The sequence below is a fragment of the Streptomyces hypolithicus genome (assembly GCF_052934925.1).
The window spans coordinates 4,481,260-4,501,136 of record NZ_CM128811.1; the positions used below are offsets into that span (position 1 = coordinate 4,481,260).

A 19,877-nucleotide genomic window follows, 5' to 3' on the forward strand; every position below is an offset into this window, starting at 1 on the left:
CCCCTCCTAGGTCCGCATCACCTGAAGGACATGACGCCCCGGCGCCCGGGCGAGTGCGTCGGTGTCGCGGACCGGGCGGGCGTCGGGGGGCGGCGCGAGGCGCTGCGGCTCGGCGCTCACCTCGGTGGCCGGGGGCGGCGCGGTGAGCACGGCGGGGGACAGGTGCGGGAAGGCGCCGCAGTGCCGGGAGTCGTACGGGCAGAGGTACGCGGGGCCGCGGTACGACGCGACCGCCCCGTACGCCGATACCGCCCCGTGTTCCGCGACCGCCACGTGTTGTTGCCGGGGTCCGCCGCCGGCAAGAGGCCCGGGCTCCGCCCCGGCACCCGGACCCGAGTCCTGGGAGCCCAGACAGACGAAGATCGCGGCAAGGAGCGCCGCCACGGCGCTCAGCAGCGCCGTGGGGCGGGTGGTGCGCGTGATGCGCCCGGTGCGGGATCGCCGCAGTGCCCCCATGGGCGGAAGCGTAATGCGGCCGAAGGCCCGTGTGGCATACCGGTTGTCTCCCCGGAGACGGATGTTTCGGCCCCGGCGATCGGCAACCCGTCTTTCATGGTGCAAATCGGATACACGATGATGACCGAGCAGGCCGGCCCCCGCGATCTCGTCGACCATGTCGTCGCGGCCGAACGCGCCGGCTTCGACTTCTCCGTGACCTCGGACCATTACTTCCCCTGGCTCGGAGAGCAGGGCCACGCGCCCTACGCGTGGAGCGTGCTCGGCGCGGCGGCCCAGGCCACTTCACGCATCCCGCTGATGACGTACGTGACGTGCCCGACGGTCCGCTACCACCCCGCGGTCGTGGCCCAGAAGGCCGCGACCATGCAACTGCTCGCCGAGGGCCGGTTCCGGCTCGGCCTCGGCTCCGGCGAGAACCTCAACGAGCATGTCGTCGGCGCCGGCTGGCCCGCGGCGCACGTACGCCTGGAGATGCTCGAAGAGGCCGTCGAGATCATCCGCGCACTGTTCGCCGGCGGCGACGTGAGCCATCACGGGACCCACTACGACGTCGAGAACGCCCGTCTCTGGGACCTCCCCGACCAGCCGCCGCCGATTGGTATCGCTGTGTCCGGCGAGACATCGTGCTCGCTCGCCGGACGGCTCGGCGACCTCGTCATCGCCACCGAGCCCAAGCGCGAACTCGTGGACGCCTTCGACCGGCACGGCGGTACGGGAAAGCCCCGCGTCGGCCAGCTGCCCGTGTGCTACGACACCGACCGGGACACGGCGATCGCCCGCGCCCACGACCAGTTCCGCTGGTTCGGCGGCGGCTGGAAGGTCAACTCCGAGCTGCCCGGACCCGCCGGATTCGCCGGGGCCACCCAGTTCGTACGGCGTGAGGACATCGCGGAGTCCATTCCGTGCGGCCCGGACGTCTCCGCTTTCGTCGACGCCGTACGGCCCTACGCCGAGACCGGCTTCACGGAGATCGCACTGGTCCAGATCGGCGGCGGCCACCAGCAGCCGTTCATCGACTGGGCCGAGAAGGAACTCCTGCCGGCGCTGTGCGAACTCTGACCAGGCTGGGAGAACTCCGATCGGCCTGCGCGGGCTCCGATCAGTTGGACGGGTCCATCAGCGCCAGCGTGAAGGAGTGCCCGGCCGGGTCGGAGTAGACCCGTTCGTCGCTGGGGCCGCTGTTGTTCTTGGTGTCCACCGGGCGGGCACCAAGACTCACCGCGTCCCGCTCCGCCTCGTCCATGTCGCCGCGCCGCACCAGGATCCGCAGATGTGCCTGCTGGGAGTCCTCGGGGCGTGGCCAGCTGGGCGGGGCGTAGCCGTGGTCCCTGCGCATCGTCAGCTGGACACCCTCCTGGCCGACGACCTCGACGAAGTCCGGGTGGGCGCCGGTCCGGACCTCCGCGTCCAGCAGCCCGGCGTAGAACTCCGCGAGTTCCTCGGGTTGCGCGCAGTCCAGGACCAGGACAGGGCGTTTGACGACCGTCATGTGCTCTCCCACTTTCCGCAGGCGGCAGCGGCCGGATGGCCATTGACCCGCATACCCGCCCAGTGCGGGGACACACGAAGCACACGAACCGCCGCAGCCGGGCCCGCCCGCGCGCCTCGGGTCGCGCACGCGACCGGGCGGGGCGAGCCTGGGAATCCGCGGACGAATGAGAGAAAAGAGCCTCACTGTGAACAGCACGGAACACTCCGGAACCCAGGTCCACGTGGAAGTCACCGGCAGTTCCAAGGAAGACGCCAACGCCGTCTTCGGCGCGCTGTGTACAGCCTTCGAGTCCGACCGCGCGGCTGACGAGGCGCCCGGCAACGGCGCGGGCGGCCGGCCGATGGTGTGGAGCGCCACCTACGACGTGTTCGAGGTACGCGAGAACGCCTCCCCCGCCCGGCTGACCTCCCCCGTGACGGTCACCGTCCAGGGCGGCTACCGCGCGGTGGAAACGCTGCGCGAGCAGCTCGCCGCGGCCTTCGCCGTACAGGAGGGAGGGTCGGCCTCCGGCGACCAGGAGAAGGAGATCACGCTGCGGCTGGAGAGCGGACCCGGAACGTCGCCGTGACCGACACGAAGGCCGGGGAACCACGGCACGGCCGCGACGAGACCGAGGAGGAACGGGCCGACCGGCGGTGGGCCGATCTCCTCCAGGAACTACGGGTCGCGCAGACCGGCGTACAGATCCTCTTCGGCTTTCTGCTCACCGTCGTCTTCCAGCCCCGCTTCGACGACCTGTCGACGACGAACCTGACCATCTACGTCGTCACCGTCGTGCTGGGAGCGGCGACGGTGGGCGCCCTGATCGGGCCCGTCTCCCTGCACCGCCTGGTCACGGGCCGCCGGATCAAGCCCCAGACGGTGATCTGGGCCTCGCGGCTGACCGTCGTCGCGCTCTTCCTGCTGCTCGGCACGATCACCTCGGCCCTGCTGCTCGTTCTGCGTGTCGCCATCGATGACACCCTGGCGCTGTGGCTGGTCGTGGGGCTGCTGGTGTGGTTCGTCCTGTGCTGGTTCGCGCTGCCTGCCTGGGCCAGACACAGAGAAGCGGGCAGGAAGTGACCGAAGTCACTCCCTGCCCGCGACACGAGGGGTTGCCCAGGTGCTACGCGGCGCCGCGCCCGCCGGCGCCACTGCTGCCGTACGCCCGGCGCCGGGACTGCGCGGGAGCGCTGCGGCGCCCACGCTGCGAGGACGCGCTGCGCTTGGGCCGCTCACTGACCGGCGACGAGATGATCACTGGCACACCCGAGGGCGCCTGTGCACCGGTGATCCGGGTCAGCTCGGCGTCGCCGGAACGGACCTGGGCGGTGTTCGGGGTGATGCCCGCCGCCTGCATCAGACGGGACATCTCGCGGCGCTGGTTGGGCTGCACCAGCGTGACGACACTGCCGGACTCACCGGCGCGGGCCGTACGGCCGCCGCGGTGCAGGTAGTCCTTGTGGTCGGTCGGCGGGTCGACGTTCACGACCAGGTCGAGGTTGTCGACGTGGATGCCGCGGGCCGCGACGTTCGTCGCCACCAGCACCGTCACATGACCGCTCTTGAACTGGTCGAGGGTACGTGTGCGCTGCGGCTGCGACTTGCCGCCGTGCAGCGCGGCCGCCCGTACACCGCTTGCCAGCAGGTCGCGGGTCAGCCGGTCCACGGCGTGCTTGGTGTCCAGGAACATGATCACCTTGCCGTCGCGGGCGGCGATCTCGGTGGCCGTGGCCTGCTTGTCGGCGGGGTGCACATGGAGCAGGTGGTGCTCCATCGTCGTGACGGCGCCCTGCGACGGGTCGACCGAGTGCACCACCGGGTCGGTCAGGTAGTTGCGCACCAGCTTGTCGACATTGCGGTCCAGGGTGGCCGAGAACAGCATCGTCTGGCCGCTCGGAGCGACCTGCTGGAGCAGTTCGGTGACCTGCGGCATGAAGCCCATGTCGGTCATCTGGTCGGCCTCGTCCAGCACCGTGATCTTCACCTGGTCCAGGCGGCAGTCACGGCGCTCGATCAGGTCCTTGAGCCGGCCCGGGGTCGCCACGACGACCTCGGCGCCGCTGCGCAGCGCGCCGGCCTGGCGGCCGATCGACATGCCGCCGACGACCGTGGTCATCCGCAGCCGTACGGCGCGGGCGTACGGGGTGAGCGCGTCGGTGACCTGCTGGGCCAGCTCACGGGTGGGGACGAGTACGAGGGCCAGCGGCTGACGCGGCTCTGCGCGCTGCCCGGCCGTCCTGGCCAGCAGCGCCAGCCCGAAGGCAAGGGTCTTGCCGGAGCCGGTGCGCCCGCGGCCCAGGACGTCGCGCCCGGTCAGCGAGTTCGGCAGGGTGGCGCCCTGGATCGGGAACGGCACGGTCACGCCCTGCGCGGTGAGCGCCGCGAGCAGGGGCGCCGGCATGTCCAGCGCGTCGAAGGCCTCGACTGCGGGCAGTGCCGGAGAGGTGCCGGTCGGCAGGGCGAACTCGCCCTGCGGCGCGGACGACCGGCGCTGAGCCGGGCGGCCCGAGCCGGCGTAGCCGCCGGAGGAGCGGGGCGCCGCGGGGCGGAAGCGCTCGCCGCGGTCGCTGGTACGGCCGGCGAAGTTGCCGCCGGCGCGGGTACGGGAAAATCGTTCACGGTCGTTCGAACGTGCTGCGCGGTTCATCTGAACCTTCCTCGATGGGCACGTATCGAGGAATTCCGGGCAGCAGTGACTGAGATGTGACTGCCGTACGGAATCGCAAGAACGAGCCGGAAAATAAAAAGCCGAAATGAAGCCGGTCCGAAAAGGTTGAAAACCGTTGGGCCGGGAGCTTCGAAGTGGCTGGAATCCGCGCCGGAAATGGCGCGGAAGGGGCGGGGCGACGAGAATCGTGGCCGACCGCGTGGGAGTCGGCCGCGCAAGAGGGGCGGCCGAGTCGGGGCAACGATTCAAAGCAACGAGACGGGGCCCGCACCCTCAGGTGCGGGCCCCGAATCGTGTAGTACGCGTCAGCGTCAGGCGGGAACGATGTTCTCGGCCTGCGGGCCCTTCTGGCCCTGCGTGACGTCGAAGGTCACCTTCTGGCCTTCCTGGAGCTCACGGAAGCCCTGGGCGGCGATGTTCGAGTAGTGGGCGAAGACGTCAGCGCCGCCACCCTCCTGCTCGATGAAGCCGAAGCCCTTTTCTGCGTTGAACCACTTCACGGTGCCAGAAGCCATGTCATTCTCCTTTGGAGCAGTGCCGGAGCCCGCCCTGTGCGGACCCCGAGTCGCGTTGCCGCGATGATGCCCCGTCCGGAATAAAGCCGGAAATACGAAAGTGCGCCCACAGCGTCGAAGCTGCGGGAGCACTTGAAGTTTTGGGAACCACAACTGCAACTGAGATCCAATGTAGCACGGGGCGGCGGGCGTGACGGGAGGTCTTTCGTCACATCCGTGCTTCCGCTGCCGCCCGGTCATAAACTCTCCAGGCGGCCCGCTTCAAATTCTGCTGCTGCGGCACTAGATATTCTGGCCCGTGGTGTCGTCCCTGCGGGCTGTGCGAGCCTCGCGCAGCCCCTCGTTGATGCGCAGCGCGTCTTCCAGCTGGTCCTCGAGAATGACGATCCGGCAGGCGGCGTCGATGGGGGTGCCCTGGTCGACCAGCTCCCGGGCCCGGGCCGCGACCCGCAGCTGGTAGCGCGAGTAGCGGCGGTGGCCGCCGTCGGAACGCAGCGGGGTGATCAGTCGTGCGTCGCCGACGGTCCGCAGGAACGCCGGTGTGCTGCCGATCATCTCGGCCGCCCGGCCCATGGTGTACGCGGGGAAGTCGTCGTCGTCGAAGAGGTCTGCCCGGGTGTTGCCGCGGTCGGTGCTGTTGCGGTGGGTGGTGTTGCGGTGGGTCTCAGCGGTCACTTGCACCATCTTCTGAAGCGAGTGGAGCGAACAGTACGAGTGTGGCATGTCTGCACCCGCCAGGACAGATTTTCCGCCGTCGGCGCGGCAGCACGGCGCCGGCCTGCATTCGCCCCCGCGCTCCGTGGGCACTATGGGAGAGGCGGCGCAGGTCGTACACCCTGATGGCGGCGGCCGTGTGTCCCGTGTTTGCCCGAGGGGCCGCAACGTGTTGGAAACCGTGTGGTGGGATGCTCAAGTGCCCCGACGTGCGACCGAGGCGTGGGAGCAGGCGGCTCGACCGGCAAGGATGGGTAGGAAGACGACATGGATAAGCAGCAGGAATTCGTGCTCCGTACGCTCGAGGAGCGCGACATCCGGTTCGTGCGCCTGTGGTTCACCGACGTACTGGGCTTCCTGAAGTCGGTCGCGGTGGCCCCGGCCGAGCTTGAGCAGGCGTTCGACGAGGGCATCGGCTTCGACGGCTCCGCGATCGAGGGCTTCGCCCGCGTATACGAATCGGACATGATCGCCAAGCCGGACCCGGGCACCTTCCAGATCCTGCCCTGGCGCGCCGAGGCCCCCGGTACGGCCCGCATGTTCTGCGACATCCTGATGCCGGACGGCTCGCCGTCCTTCGCGGACCCGCGCTACGTACTGAAGCGGATCCTCGCCAAGACCTCGGACCTCGGCTTCACCTTCTACACCCACCCCGAGATCGAGTTCTTCCTGCTGAAGAACAAGCCCCTCGACGGCACCCGGCCCACCCCCGCCGACAACTCGGGCTACTTCGACCACACCCCGCAGAACGTCGGCATGGACTTCCGCCGCCAGGCGATCACCATGCTCGAATCCATGGGCATCTCGGTCGAGTTCAGCCACCACGAGGGCGCCCCCGGCCAGCAGGAGATCGACCTGCGGTACGCCGACGCGCTGTCGACCGCCGACAACATCATGACGTTCCGCCTGGTCATGAAGCAGGTGGCGCTGGAACAGGGCGTGCAGGCCACGTTCATGCCGAAGCCGTTCTCGGAGTTCCCCGGCTCCGGCATGCACACCCACCTCTCCCTCTTCGAGGGCGACCGCAACGCTTTCTACGAGTCGGGCAGCGAGTACCAGCTCTCCAAGGTCGGCCGTTCCTTCATCGCCGGCCTGCTCAAGCACGCCGCCGAGATCTCCGCCGTCACCAACCAGTGGGTCAACTCCTACAAGCGGATCTGGGGTGGCTCGACCCGCACCGCGGGCTCGGGCGGCGAGGCGCCGTCGTACATCTGCTGGGGCCACAACAACCGCTCCGCGCTGATCCGCGTGCCCATGTACAAGCCCGGCAAGACCGGCTCGGCGCGGGTCGAGGTCCGCTCGATCGACTCCGGCGCGAACCCGTACCTGACGTACGCCGTCCTGCTCGCCGCCGGTCTCAAGGGCATCGAGGAGGGCTACGAGCTGCCGCCGGGCGCCGACGACGACGTATGGGCGCTGTCCGACGCCGAGCGCCGCGCCATGGGCATCGAGCCGCTGCCGCAGAACCTCGGCGAGGCCATCGCGCTGATGGAGCGCAGCGAGCTGGTCGCCGAGACGCTCGGCGAGCACGTCTTCGACTTCTTCCTGCGCAACAAGAAGCAGGAGTGGGAGGAGTACCGCTCCGAGGTCACCGCCTTCGAGCTGCGGAAGAACCTGCCGGTGCTGTAGCCCGGCCGTGGGGCGCCCCCTTCGTCGGGGGCGGCCCGGTCGTCAGCGGGCGGCGAAGTCCTGGGTCCACCAGGGGCCGCCCGGGCCGCTCGACCGGCCGATGCCCATGTGCGTGAAGCGGCAGTCGAGGATGTTGTTCCGATGGGCGGTGTCGCTCATCCAGCCGGCCACGGTGGCGTCGACGGTGGTGGGGCCGCGGTGGATGTTCTCGGCCCAGGCGCTCCACGCGTACCCGGCCGCCGTGATCCGCGCGCCGGGATCGGCGCCGCCCGGGCCGGTGTGCGCGAAGTAGCCGCGGGCCGACATGTCGTCGGCGTGCCGCTGGGCCGCCGCGTGGAGCTTCGGGTCGGGGCGCACGGGCGGGCAACCGCTTCGGGCCCGCCGGGCGTTGACCAGGTCGGTGACCTGCTGCTCGATGCCCGCGGGTGCGGGGGCGGGCGCCCGCGTTGCCGGCGGTGCGGGGGTCGGCGTGGTGGGCGGTGGGGGCTCCGGCGCGCGCGTCGGAGCCGTGCCGGACGGCGTGGCGTCGGCGCTGGGTTCCTGCGGCGGGCGTACGGAGACGGAGACGGAGGCCGAGGCGCTCTGCTGCGGCCGAGCGCCCCCCGGAGCCGGAGCCGAAGGTGCCTCGGCGGCCCCCCAGGGCCACAGCGCGACGGCGGCGGCCGCGACGACCACGGCTGCCACCGCCCCGGCCGTACGCGGCCCGGGTCGTCGCGCTGTCGGCGGCGGCGGGGCCCCGCCGGGCGATACGGGCGGCGGCGGGGCCCCGCCGGGCGATACGGGCGGCGGCGGGCTCGCCGCGACAAGCCCCGTGCTCGCCGTCGCGTGCGCGTCCAGCGCGTCCGGCGCCGACAACGAGAGCGGCAGCGGCACCAGGCTCAAGCGCGCCAGCAACCCCTCCGCCGGCACCAGATCCCCAGACCGCCCCGCGCAGGTCGCGCAGTCGCGGGCGTGCCGGGCGATGCGCTTGCGCCACAGCGCGGACGGACCCCCGTCCCACAACGCGGTGAGCGGCTGCAGACCGGCGCATCCCGGGACGGCCGCCAGTGACCGCACCACCAGCCGCCCGGCCTCCAGCTGCTCCTTCATCCGCTGGACACGCACCGCCGCATGGCGCGGGGCGATCTCCAGTGCGCCGGCCAGCTCCCGCCGGGTGATCTCCCCGGCCGCCTCCAGCCACCACAGCGCCAGCAGCTCCCGGTCGTCGGCGTCCAGCCAGCGCGTCGCCTCGGCCACCTCACGGCGCTGCCCCGACAGGCCGAGCCGCCAGATGGTCAGCTCCACGAAGTCGGCCGCCGGGTCGGCTACCTCCCGGACACGTTCGAGCGCGTCGGCCGGCGGGCGCGCGCCGGCCGACCGGTGCCGGCGTACCTGATTCATCGCGATGGCCATCAGCCAGGACCGGAACGCCTCCGGGTCCCGCAGGCCGTCGAGCCCGTTCAGGGCGCGCAGCATGGTCTCCTGCACCACGTCGTCCACGTCGGTGTGCCCGCGGAGCGCCCGGCCGACGACGTTGTAGACCAGCGGCAGATGCGCCGCCAGCAGCAGCTGTCTGGCCTCCCCGTCCCCGGCCGCTGCGGCCGCCACCACCGGGGCCTCGGCTTCCCGTTCCACGCCCGCCATGTCAGGAAGAGGCGCCGAAGTTCTGGGTCCACCAGGGACCGTTCGAACTCATGTTGATGCCGACGCCGATCTCCTTGAAGGCGCAGTTCAGGATGTTGGCGCGGTGCCCCGGGCTCTTCATCCAGCCGTCCATCGCCGTGCGGGCGTCCCTGGGGCTCTTGAAGATGTTCTCGGCGTACGTGCTCCAGCGGTATCCGGCAGCCGCTATCCGTTTGCCGGGTCCTACGCCCTCGGGGGTCGAGTGATCGTAGAAGCTACGGGCCGCCATGTCGTCGGAGTGTCCTTGGGCGGCCGCCCGCAGCTTCGCGTTGGGGGTGACGGGGGAGCAACCCTGCTTGGCCCGTTCCGTGTTCACCATCTCGACGACCTGCTGCGCGAGCCCCCCGGCCGTCCCGCCGGCGGGGGTGCTCGCCGCCGGGGCCCGCCTGAACCTGCCCGAGCCCGCTCCGGCGCGGGCAGCGGGCGTCTGACGCGGGGCGGCGGCCGGGGAAGGGGCCACGGCGGGGGCCGTGGTGCGGCTCTCCTCGGCCTGCGCCTTCCTGGCCTTGGCGGGGGTCGCCTTCGCGGTGGCGCCGCGCTCGGCGGGGGACGCGGTCGCTCTGCCGGACGGGGTGGCGGTCGTACGGTCCGACGCGGTGGCGGACGGGGACGGCCCTCCGCCGGCGCGCAGCACATCCGGTGCGGCCACGGACTGCGCGGAGCCCCGCGCCTGCGGTGTTTCGGAGCCCGAGAGCGCCTGGACGGCGCCGTAACCGCCGCCCGCGACGGCAATCAGGGCCACCGCTCCGGCCGCTGTGACGCCGCCGCGCCGGGACGTGCGGCTGCGGTGCGCGCCGCTGCGGCGGCCGTGCCGTGCGGGCCGTGCGGGGATCGGGTCCTGGCTGTGCTGCGGGGGCTGCGGCTCACGGTTCACGCGGGTCAACTTCCGGTGTGGGGGGCCGGCGGTGGCCGGCCTGACACTCAGGAGACCCGGCCGCCCGTCGCCGATAACAGAAATCGCGCAGATGTTTCGCAGAAGTTTTTCGCCGCGGCACCTACGAAGTCTTGGGGCGCAGGACCTGGTGCAGCGGATCGGTGGCCCGTACGCGGTATTCCTGCACCGACCAGCCGTTGCCGTCCGGGTCCTTGAAATGCATGAAGGTACCGCCGTCGGTCGGGGCGTACTCCACCGGGTCGGAGACTTCCAGGCCGCGCGCCACCAGCTCGGCGTGGGCCGCCTTGATGTCGGAGACGACGAGCTGGAGGCCCTGGTACGAGCCGGGCTTCGGGGCGGGACCCGGGTCGGGGATGTTCTCACCGATCACCACGGAGCAGCCGGAGCCGGGTGGGGTGAGCTGGACCAGCCGCATGTTGCCGTCCATCCGGTTGTCGAAGTCGACGTTGAAGCCGACCTTGTCCCGGTAGAAGTCCCGGGCCCGGTCCACGTCGGTGACGGGGAGAACGATCACTTCGAGCGTCCAGTCCATGGCGAGTGCCTCCTGTGGCAGACGAGTACAGAGGAGTGAAGTGTGCCCATGACTTGCGGGCAGCGCGAGTGGTATCCGAAGGCGTGCGTCGGTCGTACTGCAGGCGTGCGGCAGCGGGAAAGGGCGTGCGGTGGCTCCGAAGGCAGTGAGAAGGTGCGCGGATGAGCCGATCACTGATGTCGCAACTGGCCCACGCCCGTCACCCGATCGCCGCCCCTCTCGACGACGAATCCGTGCGCCGGCTGCTCGAACGCGCCGTGGTCCGGGGCGACGAGCGGCTGCTCGATCTGGGGTGCGGGCGGGCCGAATGGCTCGTACGGGCCCTGGCCGCGCAGCCACAGGTCACCGCCGTGGGGGTCGACGTATCGGCGGACGCGCTGGGGGAGGCCCGCGAGCGGGCTGAGGCGCGAGGTGTCGGGGGGCGGCTGACGCTGCATGAGTCGGACGCCGGGACGTATCCGTCGGAGGGGGACTTCGACGTGGTCTTCAGCGTGGGTGCCGCGCACGCCTTCGGCGGGCTGCTCGCCACCCTGGCCGCCGCCCGCCCCCACCTGGCGCCCGGCGGGCGGGTGCTCGTCGGCGACGCCTACTGGGAGGCCGAACCCGGCGACGAGGCGCGGCGGATGCTCGGTGAGTACGACGATCTGGCCACCACCATGGACCGGGTGACCGCCGACGGCTGGACACCCGTGTTCGGGCACCTCAGCACCCGCCGGGAGCTGGACGACTACGAGTGGCACTGGACCGGCGATCTGGCGGAATGGGCCCTCGACCACCCCGATGACCCGCTGTCCGGGGAGGCCCTGGCGGTGGCCGCCCAGCACCGGTCGGAGTGGCTGCGCGGGTACCGGAGCTGTTTCGGGTTTCTTACGCTGGTGCTGCGGGCGACCCCGTAGGCCCCGAAGGTCCTGTAGGCCGCGTAGGCCGCGTATCGGCCGGGTCAGCCCGTATCGGCCCGGTCAGCGGAAGAGCCAGCGGGTCTGGCTGTAGACGCCCTTGCCGAAGCCGAAGGCCGTGGTGGGCTCGACGCGGAAGACCAGGGCCCGGCCGGTGCTCTGGGTGTGGAAAGCCCCGTCCACGATGTCGAAGTGCCATTCCGGGCCGTACTTCGTCGCGTACGCCGCCGCCAGGCGCCGCAGGCGGGCTTCGTCGGTGTCCTGTGCCGCCTTGCCCTCGATCACCAGGTCGAAGCCCTCGTGCAGTGTGTTCGCGCCGGTGGTCAGGGCGACGTGCGGACTCGCGGCGAGGTTTTTCGCCTTGCGTTCCGCCGGACCGGTGCAGAAGTACAGGGCGTCGTCGAGCCAGACGCCGAGCAGCGGGGTGACGTGGGGGCGGCCGTCGGGACGTACCGTCGTCAGCCAGAAGAGCTCAGCCGCCGCCAGGCGCGCCACCGCGTCCGGCCACGAGGCGGCCGTCGCCTCCTCGTCGCTGTAACGGGCGTCCAGCCGGGTCTGCGGATCCATGACGGTCGGTTTCCTCTCGCTCGGGGTCTGTCCCTCTCAGGAAGGCAGACCGCCTGCGGAAGCGAAACTCAGCGGGTCATCATCGGAGTCACTCAGCGGCTCGCGGCAGCCGGTGGGCGGGCCACCGCCGTCCGGGTGACGGGTGGCGCCCCGCCCACCGCCTGCCGTACCGCGGGGGCGGTGGCGCCGCCGGAGCCCCGGCTGCTCCAGCGCAGGCGTCCGTCCAGGCCCACCGCGGCGACCCAGGGCGTCCCCGCCGCGTCGGTGGTGACCGCGGGAGCCCCGGCGAAGAGGAAATCGCCCCGGCTCCACCGGGGGCTCCCGCCCGGATCCGCCGGGACCAGCGCGGCGGCGAGGTGGCCCGCGCCGTCGCGGGCCGCCAGCACCGGCCCGGCGGCGCCCACCGGGCCGAAGCCCGCCCGGCCGCCGAGGTCGGTGACCGGGGACGCCTGCGTGGCGGCGCGCCGCGCGCCGCCGAACCGGGCGGAGAGCACCGCGCCGGAGCCCGGCTTGCGGAAGTACACGCGTACGCCGTCGCCGTCCACCACGGCGGTCAGCGGCAGGGTGGTCGCCGGAAGCCCCGTGGGCAGGGGCCCCGCCATCGGGGCGCCCGCCGCGTCCTGGGTCCAGGCGACAGCCGAGGTGAGTGTGTGCGCGAACACGTGCTGCCGCCCCGCCGCGTCGGTGGCCACGGCCGGGTCGCCGTGCAGGCCCCGGCCGCCGAGCGGCCGCCACGGCGCCCAGGTGCCGTCGGGGCGCTGCGTACGCGCGCTGAGGCCGTGGCCCCCGTCGCGCAGGTACACGGTGGAGCGTCCGCTACGGTCCACGGCCACCGCCGGGGCGCTGATGTCCAGGGCCGGGGCGCCCGCCCCGACCACGCCGGGGGCGGGCGCCGGCTGCGGGAGACCCAGCGACTGCCAGTCGCCGAAGGCGCCGCCCGGGGTGCGCTGCACCATGGTCACGACGTCACGGCGGTAGCCGCCGGGTCCGTCGAACGACGTGCGGGTGCCGAAGAGGGCGATCCGGCCGTCCGGGAGCTTCGACGAGACGACGCCGCTGTCCAGGCCGGTGCCGCCGACCAGCCGGGGGCCCGCCCACGCACCCTTCGCGCCGCCCCTCCCGCCCGGCGACCGGTGCCACACCGCGAGCCGCGTATCGAGCACCGAGAACGCCCACAGTTCGCCCGCCCGCTCACCACCCAGCAGCCAGGAGGTGCTGGTGTTGCGCGAGTGGCGGATGCCCGGCGCCCAGCCGTGGCCCGCCGGCCGCGCCGCCACCTTGCGGTCGCCGCAGCCGGCCTCGGATCCGCAGTAGTTGCTGGGGTACTCCGTCCACGCGTACGTCTTCAGGGTGTGCAGCTTCTCCCGCAGGGCCGCCGGGTCCAGCACGTGCGGCAGCCGGCCGTTGAGATAGCCGAGGTAGTTCTGGACGGTGAAATGGGGGTGGCCGTCGGTGGCCCCGCCGTACCGCGCGAGCGCCAGTTGCGCGAAGCGTGCGCCGTACATGTGGTCCTGGTGGTCCGCCATCACGTGCGGCGTCGCCTCGCGGCCGTTCGTCGGGTCCAGCATCCGCACGAACGTCGGCCGGAAGCGCTCCAGCAGCCCCTGGACGCTCCGCACGACCTGCTCCCTGGTGTACGCGAAGTCCTCCGCGACCGGCGTCCCCGACGACAGCTGCGACTCCAGGGCGCCCACCCGGCCGTCCCACAGCCCGTGCAGGCTGTGCGGCCGGTCCGCGGCGCTGTTGCCCGCCTCGTGCAGCTGCATCCAGACGAGGCTGACCTGCGGGCGCGCGTTCAGCGTGTCGAGTTCCGCCCAGCCGCCGCCCGCCGTGCGGATCGCGGAGCGCCGCCAGCCGCTCGTGCGGTCGCCGGTGGCCATCTCCGCGTACGCGGCACGTATGCCGTTCTGCCGGGCCTCGGCGTACCGGGCGGTGTCGGCGGCGGGCAGCGGTATACCGGCGTACGCGCGGCCGCGCGGGGCGTTTATGCCGTCCGCCTCGCCCGCGGTGAGGAAGATCGTCGTCAGGGGCTTCCCGGAGCGTATGGACTGGCTCAGCTCCGGGTTCATGAAGAACAGGTCGTCGTCCGGGTGCGACACGATCTGCACCACGGACTCGCCGGAGGCACGGGCCGGCTTCAGCTCGGCCGCCCCGGTCCCGGAGGACGACCCCGCCCTGGCCGCGGCGGGAACGGCGAAGTCGGCCATGTGGATGCCCGCCACCGTCGCGAGGAGGGCCGCCAGCAGGGTGCTGACCAGCGCGCGGCGCGACGAAGCGAGGGAACGGTGTGCCCTGGGCGACATGAAGAAGGTGCTTTCGGTGTGCGGTGGGCGTGCGACGCTGCACGGTTGTACGGACCTGGCGCCCAGGACGGCGCTGTCACTGCGCTGACGGTTGAGCAGCAGTGGGGTGAAACGGGGTGTCGGGTTCATCGCAGGCGAAATCCGGCGACGTTGGACGTGTCACTGCGTTTGGGTCACTGCGGTGTGTCACTGCGTATATGTCATGGTCACAATGTCGCTGCGGTGGCTGCGAAGAGGCCCCGTCAGCTCCAGCGGATAGGCTCGTGAGCCGGACCTTGACCGGTCGATTGTACGGTCGCAGCAGGAGGCAAAATGTCGGCGCCCGGGCGCAGGAGCAGTACTTTCTCGCGGCTGCTCCGGCACGGCTTCACCGATCCGGCCGCAGCCGAGCGGCTGCTCGACGCACCCGAACTCGCCGCCGTACGCAGCGATCCGGTGCTCCTCGACGCGCTCGGCCGGACCGCCGACCCCGACCTGGCGCTGCTCGGACTCGTGCGGCTGGCCGAGGCGCAGGTCACGGACGAGCGGCATGTGTTCCTCGACACGCTCGTCTCCGCCAAGCCGCTGCGCGACCGGCTGCTCGGGGTGCTCGGCGCCTCCGAGGCGCTCGGCGACCACCTGGCCCGCCACCCCCGCGACTGGCAGGCGCTCGTCACCTACGAGGCGGCCGACCTGCACCCGGGGGTCGCCGAATTCGAGCGGAACCTCGCCGACGCGACGGACCCGGTGGCGCTGCGGGTCGCCTACCGGCGCTGCCTGCTGTCGATCGCCGCCCGTGACGTGTGCGGTACGACCGACGTTGCCCAGGCGGCCGCCGAACTCGCCGACCTGGCGACGGCGACCCTGCGCGCCGCGCTCGCCATCGCCCGCGCGGCAGCCCCCGAGGACGCCGCCGCCTGCCGCCTCGCCGTCATCGCGATGGGCAAGTGCGGCGGCCACGAGCTGAACTACGTCTCCGACGTCGACGTGATCTTCGTAGCGGAACCGGCCGACGGCGCGGCAGGCGCCGACGAGGAGAACGCGATCAAGGCCGCGACCCGCCTCGCCTCCCACCTCATGCGGATCTGCTCCGAGACGAACACCGAGGGCACCATCTGGCCGGTCGACGCGAACCTGCGGCCCGAGGGGCGCAACGGGCCGCTGGTGCGCACCCTCTCCAGCCACCTCGCCTACTACCAGCGCTGGGCCAAGACCTGGGAGTTCCAGGCCTTGCTCAAGGCGCGGGCCGTGGCCGGTGACCTGGCGCTCGGCGAGGAGTACGTCGAGGCCGTGTCGCCCCTGGTGTGGCAGGCCGCTGAGCGCGAGAACTTCGTCCCCGACGTGCAGAAGATGCGCCGTCGCGTCGTCGACAACATCCCGCCCGCGCAGGTCGACCGCGAACTCAAGCTGGGCCCCGGCGGCCTGCGCGATGTCGAATTCGCCGTACAGCTCCTGCAGTTGGTGCACGGACGCAGCGACGCGACGCTGCACAGCGGGTCGACGCTCGGCGCCCTCGGGGCGCTCGCGGCGGGCGGTTACGTCGGCCGGACGGACGCCGCGCAGCTCGACGAGGCGTACCGCTTCCTGCGCTCCATGGAGCACCGCATCCAGCTCCACCGGCTCCGCCGCACCCACCTGGTGCCGCAGGGCGAGGCCGACCTGCGGCGGCTCGGGCGCTCGCTGGGCCTGCGCACAGAGCCCGTCGCGGAACTCAACCGGGCCTGGCGGCGGCACGCCGCGGTGGTCCGGCGGCTGCACGAGAAGATCTTCTACCGGCCGCTGCTCGACGCGGTCGCCCAGCTCGCACCCGGCGAAATCCGGCTCAGCCCGAAGGCGGCCGGTCAGCGCCTTGAGGCACTGGGTTACGCCGACCCGGCCGCCGCGCTGCGCCATCTGGAAGCCCTGTCGTCCGGTGTCACGCGCAAGGCGGCCATCCAACGCACCCTGCTGCCCGTGCTGCTGGGCTGGTTCGCGGACTCCGCCGACCCGGACGCGGGGCTGCTCGGCTTCCGCAAGGTGTCGGACGCACTGGGCAAGACCCCGTGGTACCTGCGCCTCCTGCGGGACGAGGGCGCGGCAGCCGAGAACCTGGCCCGCGTCCTGTCGGCGGGCCGCCTCGCCCCCGACCTGCTGCTGCGCGCCCCGGAGGCGGTCGACCTGCTCGGCGACCCCGAGGGGCTGAAACCGCGCGGCCGGGCGCATCTGGAGCAGGAGGTGCTGGCGGCGGTCCGGCGCGCGGACACCGCCGAGGGCGCGGTCGCCTCGGTGCGGGGCGTACGCCGCCGGGAGCTGTTCCGTACCACCGCCGCGGACCTCATCGGCTCGTACGGCACCGAGGAGAACCCGGCCGAGCAGGACCACGGCGCCCTCGTCGACCGGGTCGGCAACGCCGTCACCGACCTGACCGCCGCCACCCTGGCCGGCGCGCTGCGGGCGGCCGTGCGGGAGCGGTGGGGCGACGAGCTGCCGACGCGGTTCGCGATCATCGGGGTGGGGCGGTTCGGCGGGCACGAGCTGAGTTACGGCTCCGACGCCGATGTGCTCTTCGTCCACGAGCCGCGCGAGGGCGTCGACGAGCACGAGGCGTCGCGGGCCGCGAACACGGTCGTCTCCGAGATGCGACGGCTGCTCGAACTCCCCACCGCCGACCCGCCGTTGCTCATCGACGCCGACCTGCGGCCGGAGGGCAAGAGCGGCCCCCTGGTGCGTACGCTCGCCTCCTACGCGGCGTACTACCGGCGGTGGTCGCTGGTGTGGGAGAGCCAAGCCCTGCTGCGCGCCGAACCGATCGCGGGGGACACGGAACTGGGCGCCCGTTTCATCGAGCTGGCGGACCCGCTGCGCTACCCGGCGGAGGGCCTGGGCGACGACGCGGTCCGCGAGATCCGGCGGCTGAAGGCACGTATGGAGTCCGAACGCCTGCCGCGCGGCGCGGACCCGACGCTGCACGCGAAGCTGGGGCGCGGCGGTCTGAGCGATGTCGAGTGGACGGTGCAGCTGCTCCAGATGCGGCACGCCTGGGCGGAACCGGGCCTGCGCACGACCCGCACCCGTGAGGCGCTGGCGGCCGCGCACGCGGCGGGCCTGATCGTGACGGAGGACGCGTCGGTGCTCGACGAGGCGTGGGTCCTCGCGACGCGGGTGCGCAACGCGGTGATGCTGGTGCGGGGGAGGGCGGGCGACACGTTCCCCTCGGACGGGCGTGAACTGGGTGCGGTCGCCCGGTACTTGGGGTACGAGGCCGGGCACGTGGGGGACATGCTCGACGACTACCGGCGTATGACGCGGCGGGCGCGGGCGGTGGTGGAGGAGCTGTTCTACGGGGGGTAGGCGGCCGGGAGGCGAGCCCCGCCGGCGTCACCGCTCCGTCCGCAGCAACTCGCCGCACCGCGCGATGAACGCTCCCAGGGCCAGTTCGAACGCCGCGTGGGTGCGGCCGGGTCCCGCTGCCGCCAGCGCGTCGGCCAGGCCCGGCGTCGTCGTCTCGTCCGGGAGTTCCCACATCGTCTCCGGCGCCGCCATGTCCAGCGCCGAGCCCAGCACCAGGTTCTCCAGCGCGCTGATCACCACCATCACGTCCGCCGTGGCGAAGCCCGCGTCCAGCAGCAGCCGTACCGCCCGCTCGTAGTGGTCCAGGACCTTCGGGGCGCGTACCGGTGACGTCATGAGCAGCGGGATCGCCCGTGGGTGGGCGGCGAAGGCGGCCCGGTAGGAACGGGCCCAGGCGGCCATCGCCCTGTCCCACGGGCGGAGGTCCAGCGTCGAGGTGTCGATCGCGGAGGTGACCCGCACCCGCAGCAGCTCGACGATGCCGTCCCGGCCGTCCACATGGTGGTACACCGACCCCGTCTGCGCCCCGAGCCGCCGAGCGATCTGCGGAACGCTGAACTCGCCCTGCTCATCGACGAGTTCGAGCGCCGTCGTGGTGATGCGCTCCCTGTCGAGCAGTGGTGTGCGCGGCCGGCCCATGCCGATGCTCCTCGTTCTCAGGTCTTCCCGGATGCCCAAGCGGAGGCTACATTGCCGAAACCGAAAGCCTTTAGGTTTCTGCCCCGCCGTACCGCAGAAGGGCCTCTCTCCGTATGTCCGCGACCCTCAAGAGTGAGCCACCCGCCGATCCCGGCACCCCCACACCCACCCTCCGCCGCGCCACCCTCGGCACCTCGGACATCGTCTTCTTCGTCGTCTCGGCCGCCGCCCCGCTCACCGTCATGGCCGGTGTCGCCCCGCTTGCCATCATGCTCGGCGGCATCGGAGCGCCGGCCGGATACCTCATGGCCGGCATCACCCTCGCGATCTTCGCCGTCGGGTTCACCACCATGACCCGTTACGTCCGCCACGGCGGCGGCTTCTACGCCTACATCACCCGCGGCCTCGGCCGTCCCGTCGGCATGGGCGCCGCGCTGCTCGCCCTCATCGGCTACAACGGCATGGAGATCGGCGTCTACGGCCTGCTCGGCAGCGCCACCCAGGACACCGTCGCCGCCCTGTGGGGCATCGACATCCCCTGGCTCCCGGTCTCCATCGCCGGCCTGCTGCTCACCTGGTACCTCGGCTACCGGTCCATCGACTTCGGCGCCAAGATCCTCGGCGTGCTGCTCGTGGCCGAGACGGGCATCCTCGTACTGCTGGCCGGCGGGGTCCTGCTGGAGGGCGGCGCCCACGGCGGCCTCAGCGCCGACTCGTTCGCCCCCGGCAACATCGTCGCGCCCGGCATGGTCGCCGTCCTCGCTGTGGCCTTCGCCGCCTTCACCGGCTTCGAATCGACCGCCATCTACCGCCGCGAGGCCCGCGACCCCGGACGTTCGATCCCCCGCGCCACCTATATCGCCGTCGCCTTCCTCGGCCTCTTCTACGCCTTCGTCGTCTGGACCGTCATCCAGGCGTACGGCTCCGACCGCGTCGTCCAGGCCGCGACCGAGGACCCCGGCGGCCTCTTCTTCGCCGCCATCACCACCTACGTCGGCGGCTGGGCCGCCGACCTGATGCACATCCTGATCGTCACCAGCGTCATCGCTTCCCTCCTCGCCTTCCACAACGCCATCAACCGGTACGGGCTCTCCCTCGCCGAAGAAGGCGTGCTGCCCGCCGCGCTGGGCAAGGTCCACCCCCGCCACCGCTCGCCGCACCGCGCCGGCGCCGCGCAGACCGCGCTGGGCCTGGTCGTCGTCCTCGCCTTCGCACTGGCCGGCGCGGACCCGTACACCCAGCTCCTGCTGTGGGTGAACACCCCGGGAATGATCGGCCTGATGGCGCTCCAGCTGCTCGCCGCCGTCGCCGTGCCGTTCTACTTCCGGCGCATCAGCCACACCGAGAGCCCCTGGCGCACGGTCGTCGCCCCCGCCGTGGCCGCCGTGCTGCTCACCTGCGCGCTGACCCTGGTGGCGGCGAACGTCGAGCTCTTCTCCGGCGCCACAGCCGGCATCAACGTCGTCCTCGTCTCCCTCGTCCCCGCGGTCTTCCTCGTCGGCATCGCCATCGCCCTGCGCCTGCGCCGCAGCAGGCCCGAGGTGTACGCGGCCTTCGCCGCCGAACCGGACGACCACCCCGAGCACCCCGACCCCGAGCACCCCCACCCCTAAGG

At 72.2% G+C, this 19,877-nt stretch carries 18 protein-coding genes; 7 read left to right on the forward strand and 11 right to left on the reverse strand.

Annotated features, from left to right (window positions below; all coding sequences use genetic code 11):
• Positions 1-6 precede the first annotated feature (6 nt).
• Positions 7-456, reverse strand: a complete 450-nt coding sequence (locus ACU6WZ_RS21200; protein WP_447029696.1) for a hypothetical protein — start codon at positions 454-456, stop codon at positions 7-9.
• A 96-nt stretch (positions 457-552) separates the two neighbouring features.
• On the opposite strand from ACU6WZ_RS21200, the gene ACU6WZ_RS21205 reads away from it, so the two are divergent.
• The gene (locus ACU6WZ_RS21205; RefSeq protein ID WP_447029697.1) at positions 553-1,518 is read left to right on the forward strand and encodes an LLM class F420-dependent oxidoreductase; all 966 of its coding nucleotides are present in this window, start codon (positions 553-555) and stop codon (positions 1,516-1,518) included.
• A 40-nt stretch (positions 1,519-1,558) separates the two neighbouring features.
• Here ACU6WZ_RS21205 and ACU6WZ_RS21210 read toward each other — a convergent pair whose 3' ends face one another.
• Positions 1,559-1,948 carry a VOC family protein gene (locus ACU6WZ_RS21210; RefSeq protein ID WP_447029698.1) on the reverse strand — a complete coding sequence of 130 codons (390 nt, stop codon included), beginning with the start codon at positions 1,946-1,948 and terminating at the stop codon, positions 1,559-1,561.
• Between the two features lie 187 nt (positions 1,949-2,135).
• On the opposite strand from ACU6WZ_RS21210, the gene ACU6WZ_RS21215 reads away from it, so the two are divergent.
• Positions 2,136-2,519: a hypothetical protein gene (locus ACU6WZ_RS21215; RefSeq protein WP_447029699.1), complete on the forward strand. Its 384-nt coding sequence runs from the start codon at positions 2,136-2,138 to the stop codon at positions 2,517-2,519.
• Positions 2,516-3,013, forward strand: a complete 498-nt coding sequence (locus ACU6WZ_RS21220; protein ID WP_447029700.1) for a DUF6328 family protein — start codon at positions 2,516-2,518, stop codon at positions 3,011-3,013. Before ACU6WZ_RS21215 ends, ACU6WZ_RS21220 begins: the two co-directional genes overlap by 4 nt.
• A 43-nt stretch (positions 3,014-3,056) precedes the next feature.
• Here ACU6WZ_RS21220 and ACU6WZ_RS21225 read toward each other — a convergent pair whose 3' ends face one another.
• The 3 genes from ACU6WZ_RS21225 to ACU6WZ_RS21235 form a co-directional block, all read right to left on the reverse strand.
• Positions 3,057-4,580 (reverse strand): DEAD/DEAH box helicase, encoded by a 1,524-nt coding sequence (locus ACU6WZ_RS21225; protein WP_447029701.1) that lies wholly within the window; start codon positions 4,578-4,580, stop codon positions 3,057-3,059.
• Positions 4,581-4,912: 332 nt separating this feature from the next.
• Positions 4,913-5,116 (reverse strand): cold-shock protein, encoded by a 204-nt coding sequence (locus ACU6WZ_RS21230; RefSeq protein ID WP_164265153.1) that lies wholly within the window; start codon positions 5,114-5,116, stop codon positions 4,913-4,915.
• A gap of 282 nt (positions 5,117-5,398) precedes the next feature.
• On the reverse strand, positions 5,399-5,800 hold the full coding sequence (locus tag ACU6WZ_RS21235) for a MerR family transcriptional regulator (RefSeq protein ID WP_447029702.1): 402 nt from the start codon (positions 5,798-5,800) through the stop codon (positions 5,399-5,401).
• Positions 5,801-6,097: 297 nt separating this feature from the next.
• Between ACU6WZ_RS21235 and glnA2 the strand changes: the two genes are divergently transcribed.
• Positions 6,098-7,459: a gamma-glutamylpolyamine synthetase GlnA2 gene (gene glnA2 / locus ACU6WZ_RS21240; RefSeq protein ID WP_447029703.1), complete on the forward strand. Its 1,362-nt coding sequence runs from the start codon at positions 6,098-6,100 to the stop codon at positions 7,457-7,459.
• Between the two features lie 42 nt (positions 7,460-7,501).
• Here the strand turns inward: glnA2 and ACU6WZ_RS21245 are convergent, their stop codons facing one another.
• The 3 genes from ACU6WZ_RS21245 to ACU6WZ_RS21255 all read right to left on the reverse strand — a co-directional run bounded on the left by ACU6WZ_RS21245 (position 7,502) and on the right by ACU6WZ_RS21255 (position 10,548).
• The gene (locus ACU6WZ_RS21245) at positions 7,502-9,073 is read right to left on the reverse strand and encodes a sigma-70 family RNA polymerase sigma factor (protein ID WP_447029704.1); all 1,572 of its coding nucleotides are present in this window, start codon (positions 9,071-9,073) and stop codon (positions 7,502-7,504) included.
• A gap of 10 nt (positions 9,074-9,083) precedes the next feature.
• A complete protein-coding gene (locus ACU6WZ_RS21250; RefSeq protein WP_447029705.1) occupies positions 9,084-9,995 on the reverse strand; it encodes a CAP domain-containing protein in 912 nt (303 codons plus the stop codon).
• A gap of 121 nt (positions 9,996-10,116) precedes the next feature.
• Complete coding sequence (locus ACU6WZ_RS21255) at positions 10,117-10,548, reverse strand: VOC family protein (protein WP_447029706.1); 432 nt, start codon at positions 10,546-10,548, stop codon at positions 10,117-10,119.
• A 161-nt stretch (positions 10,549-10,709) separates the two neighbouring features.
• On the opposite strand from ACU6WZ_RS21255, the gene ACU6WZ_RS21260 reads away from it, so the two are divergent.
• On the forward strand, positions 10,710-11,444 hold the full coding sequence (locus tag ACU6WZ_RS21260) for an SAM-dependent methyltransferase (protein WP_447029707.1): 735 nt from the start codon (positions 10,710-10,712) through the stop codon (positions 11,442-11,444).
• Between the two features lie 63 nt (positions 11,445-11,507).
• Here the strand turns inward: ACU6WZ_RS21260 and ACU6WZ_RS21265 are convergent, their stop codons facing one another.
• Positions 11,508-12,011, reverse strand: coding sequence for a pyridoxamine 5'-phosphate oxidase family protein (locus ACU6WZ_RS21265; protein WP_447029708.1), 504 nt, complete (start codon positions 12,009-12,011; stop codon positions 11,508-11,510).
• Positions 12,012-12,103: 92 nt separating this feature from the next.
• Entirely contained in the window at positions 12,104-14,443 is a 2,340-nt protein-coding gene (locus ACU6WZ_RS21270; protein WP_447029709.1) for a PIG-L family deacetylase, read from the reverse strand.
• A 183-nt stretch (positions 14,444-14,626) separates the two neighbouring features.
• Here ACU6WZ_RS21270 and ACU6WZ_RS21275 point away from each other — a divergent pair, with 183 nt between their 5' ends.
• On the forward strand, positions 14,627-17,623 hold the full coding sequence (locus ACU6WZ_RS21275; RefSeq protein ID WP_447029710.1) for a bifunctional [glutamine synthetase] adenylyltransferase/[glutamine synthetase]-adenylyl-L-tyrosine phosphorylase: 2,997 nt from the start codon (positions 14,627-14,629) through the stop codon (positions 17,621-17,623).
• Positions 17,624-17,650: 27 nt separating this feature from the next.
• Here ACU6WZ_RS21275 and ACU6WZ_RS21280 read toward each other — a convergent pair whose 3' ends face one another.
• The gene (locus tag ACU6WZ_RS21280; RefSeq protein ID WP_447029711.1) at positions 17,651-18,262 is read right to left on the reverse strand and encodes a TetR/AcrR family transcriptional regulator; all 612 of its coding nucleotides are present in this window, start codon (positions 18,260-18,262) and stop codon (positions 17,651-17,653) included.
• A gap of 113 nt (positions 18,263-18,375) precedes the next feature.
• Here ACU6WZ_RS21280 and ACU6WZ_RS21285 point away from each other — a divergent pair, with 113 nt between their 5' ends.
• The gene (locus tag ACU6WZ_RS21285; protein ID WP_447029713.1) at positions 18,376-19,875 is read left to right on the forward strand and encodes an APC family permease; all 1,500 of its coding nucleotides are present in this window, start codon (positions 18,376-18,378) and stop codon (positions 19,873-19,875) included.
• Positions 19,876-19,877: the final 2 nt, after the last annotated feature.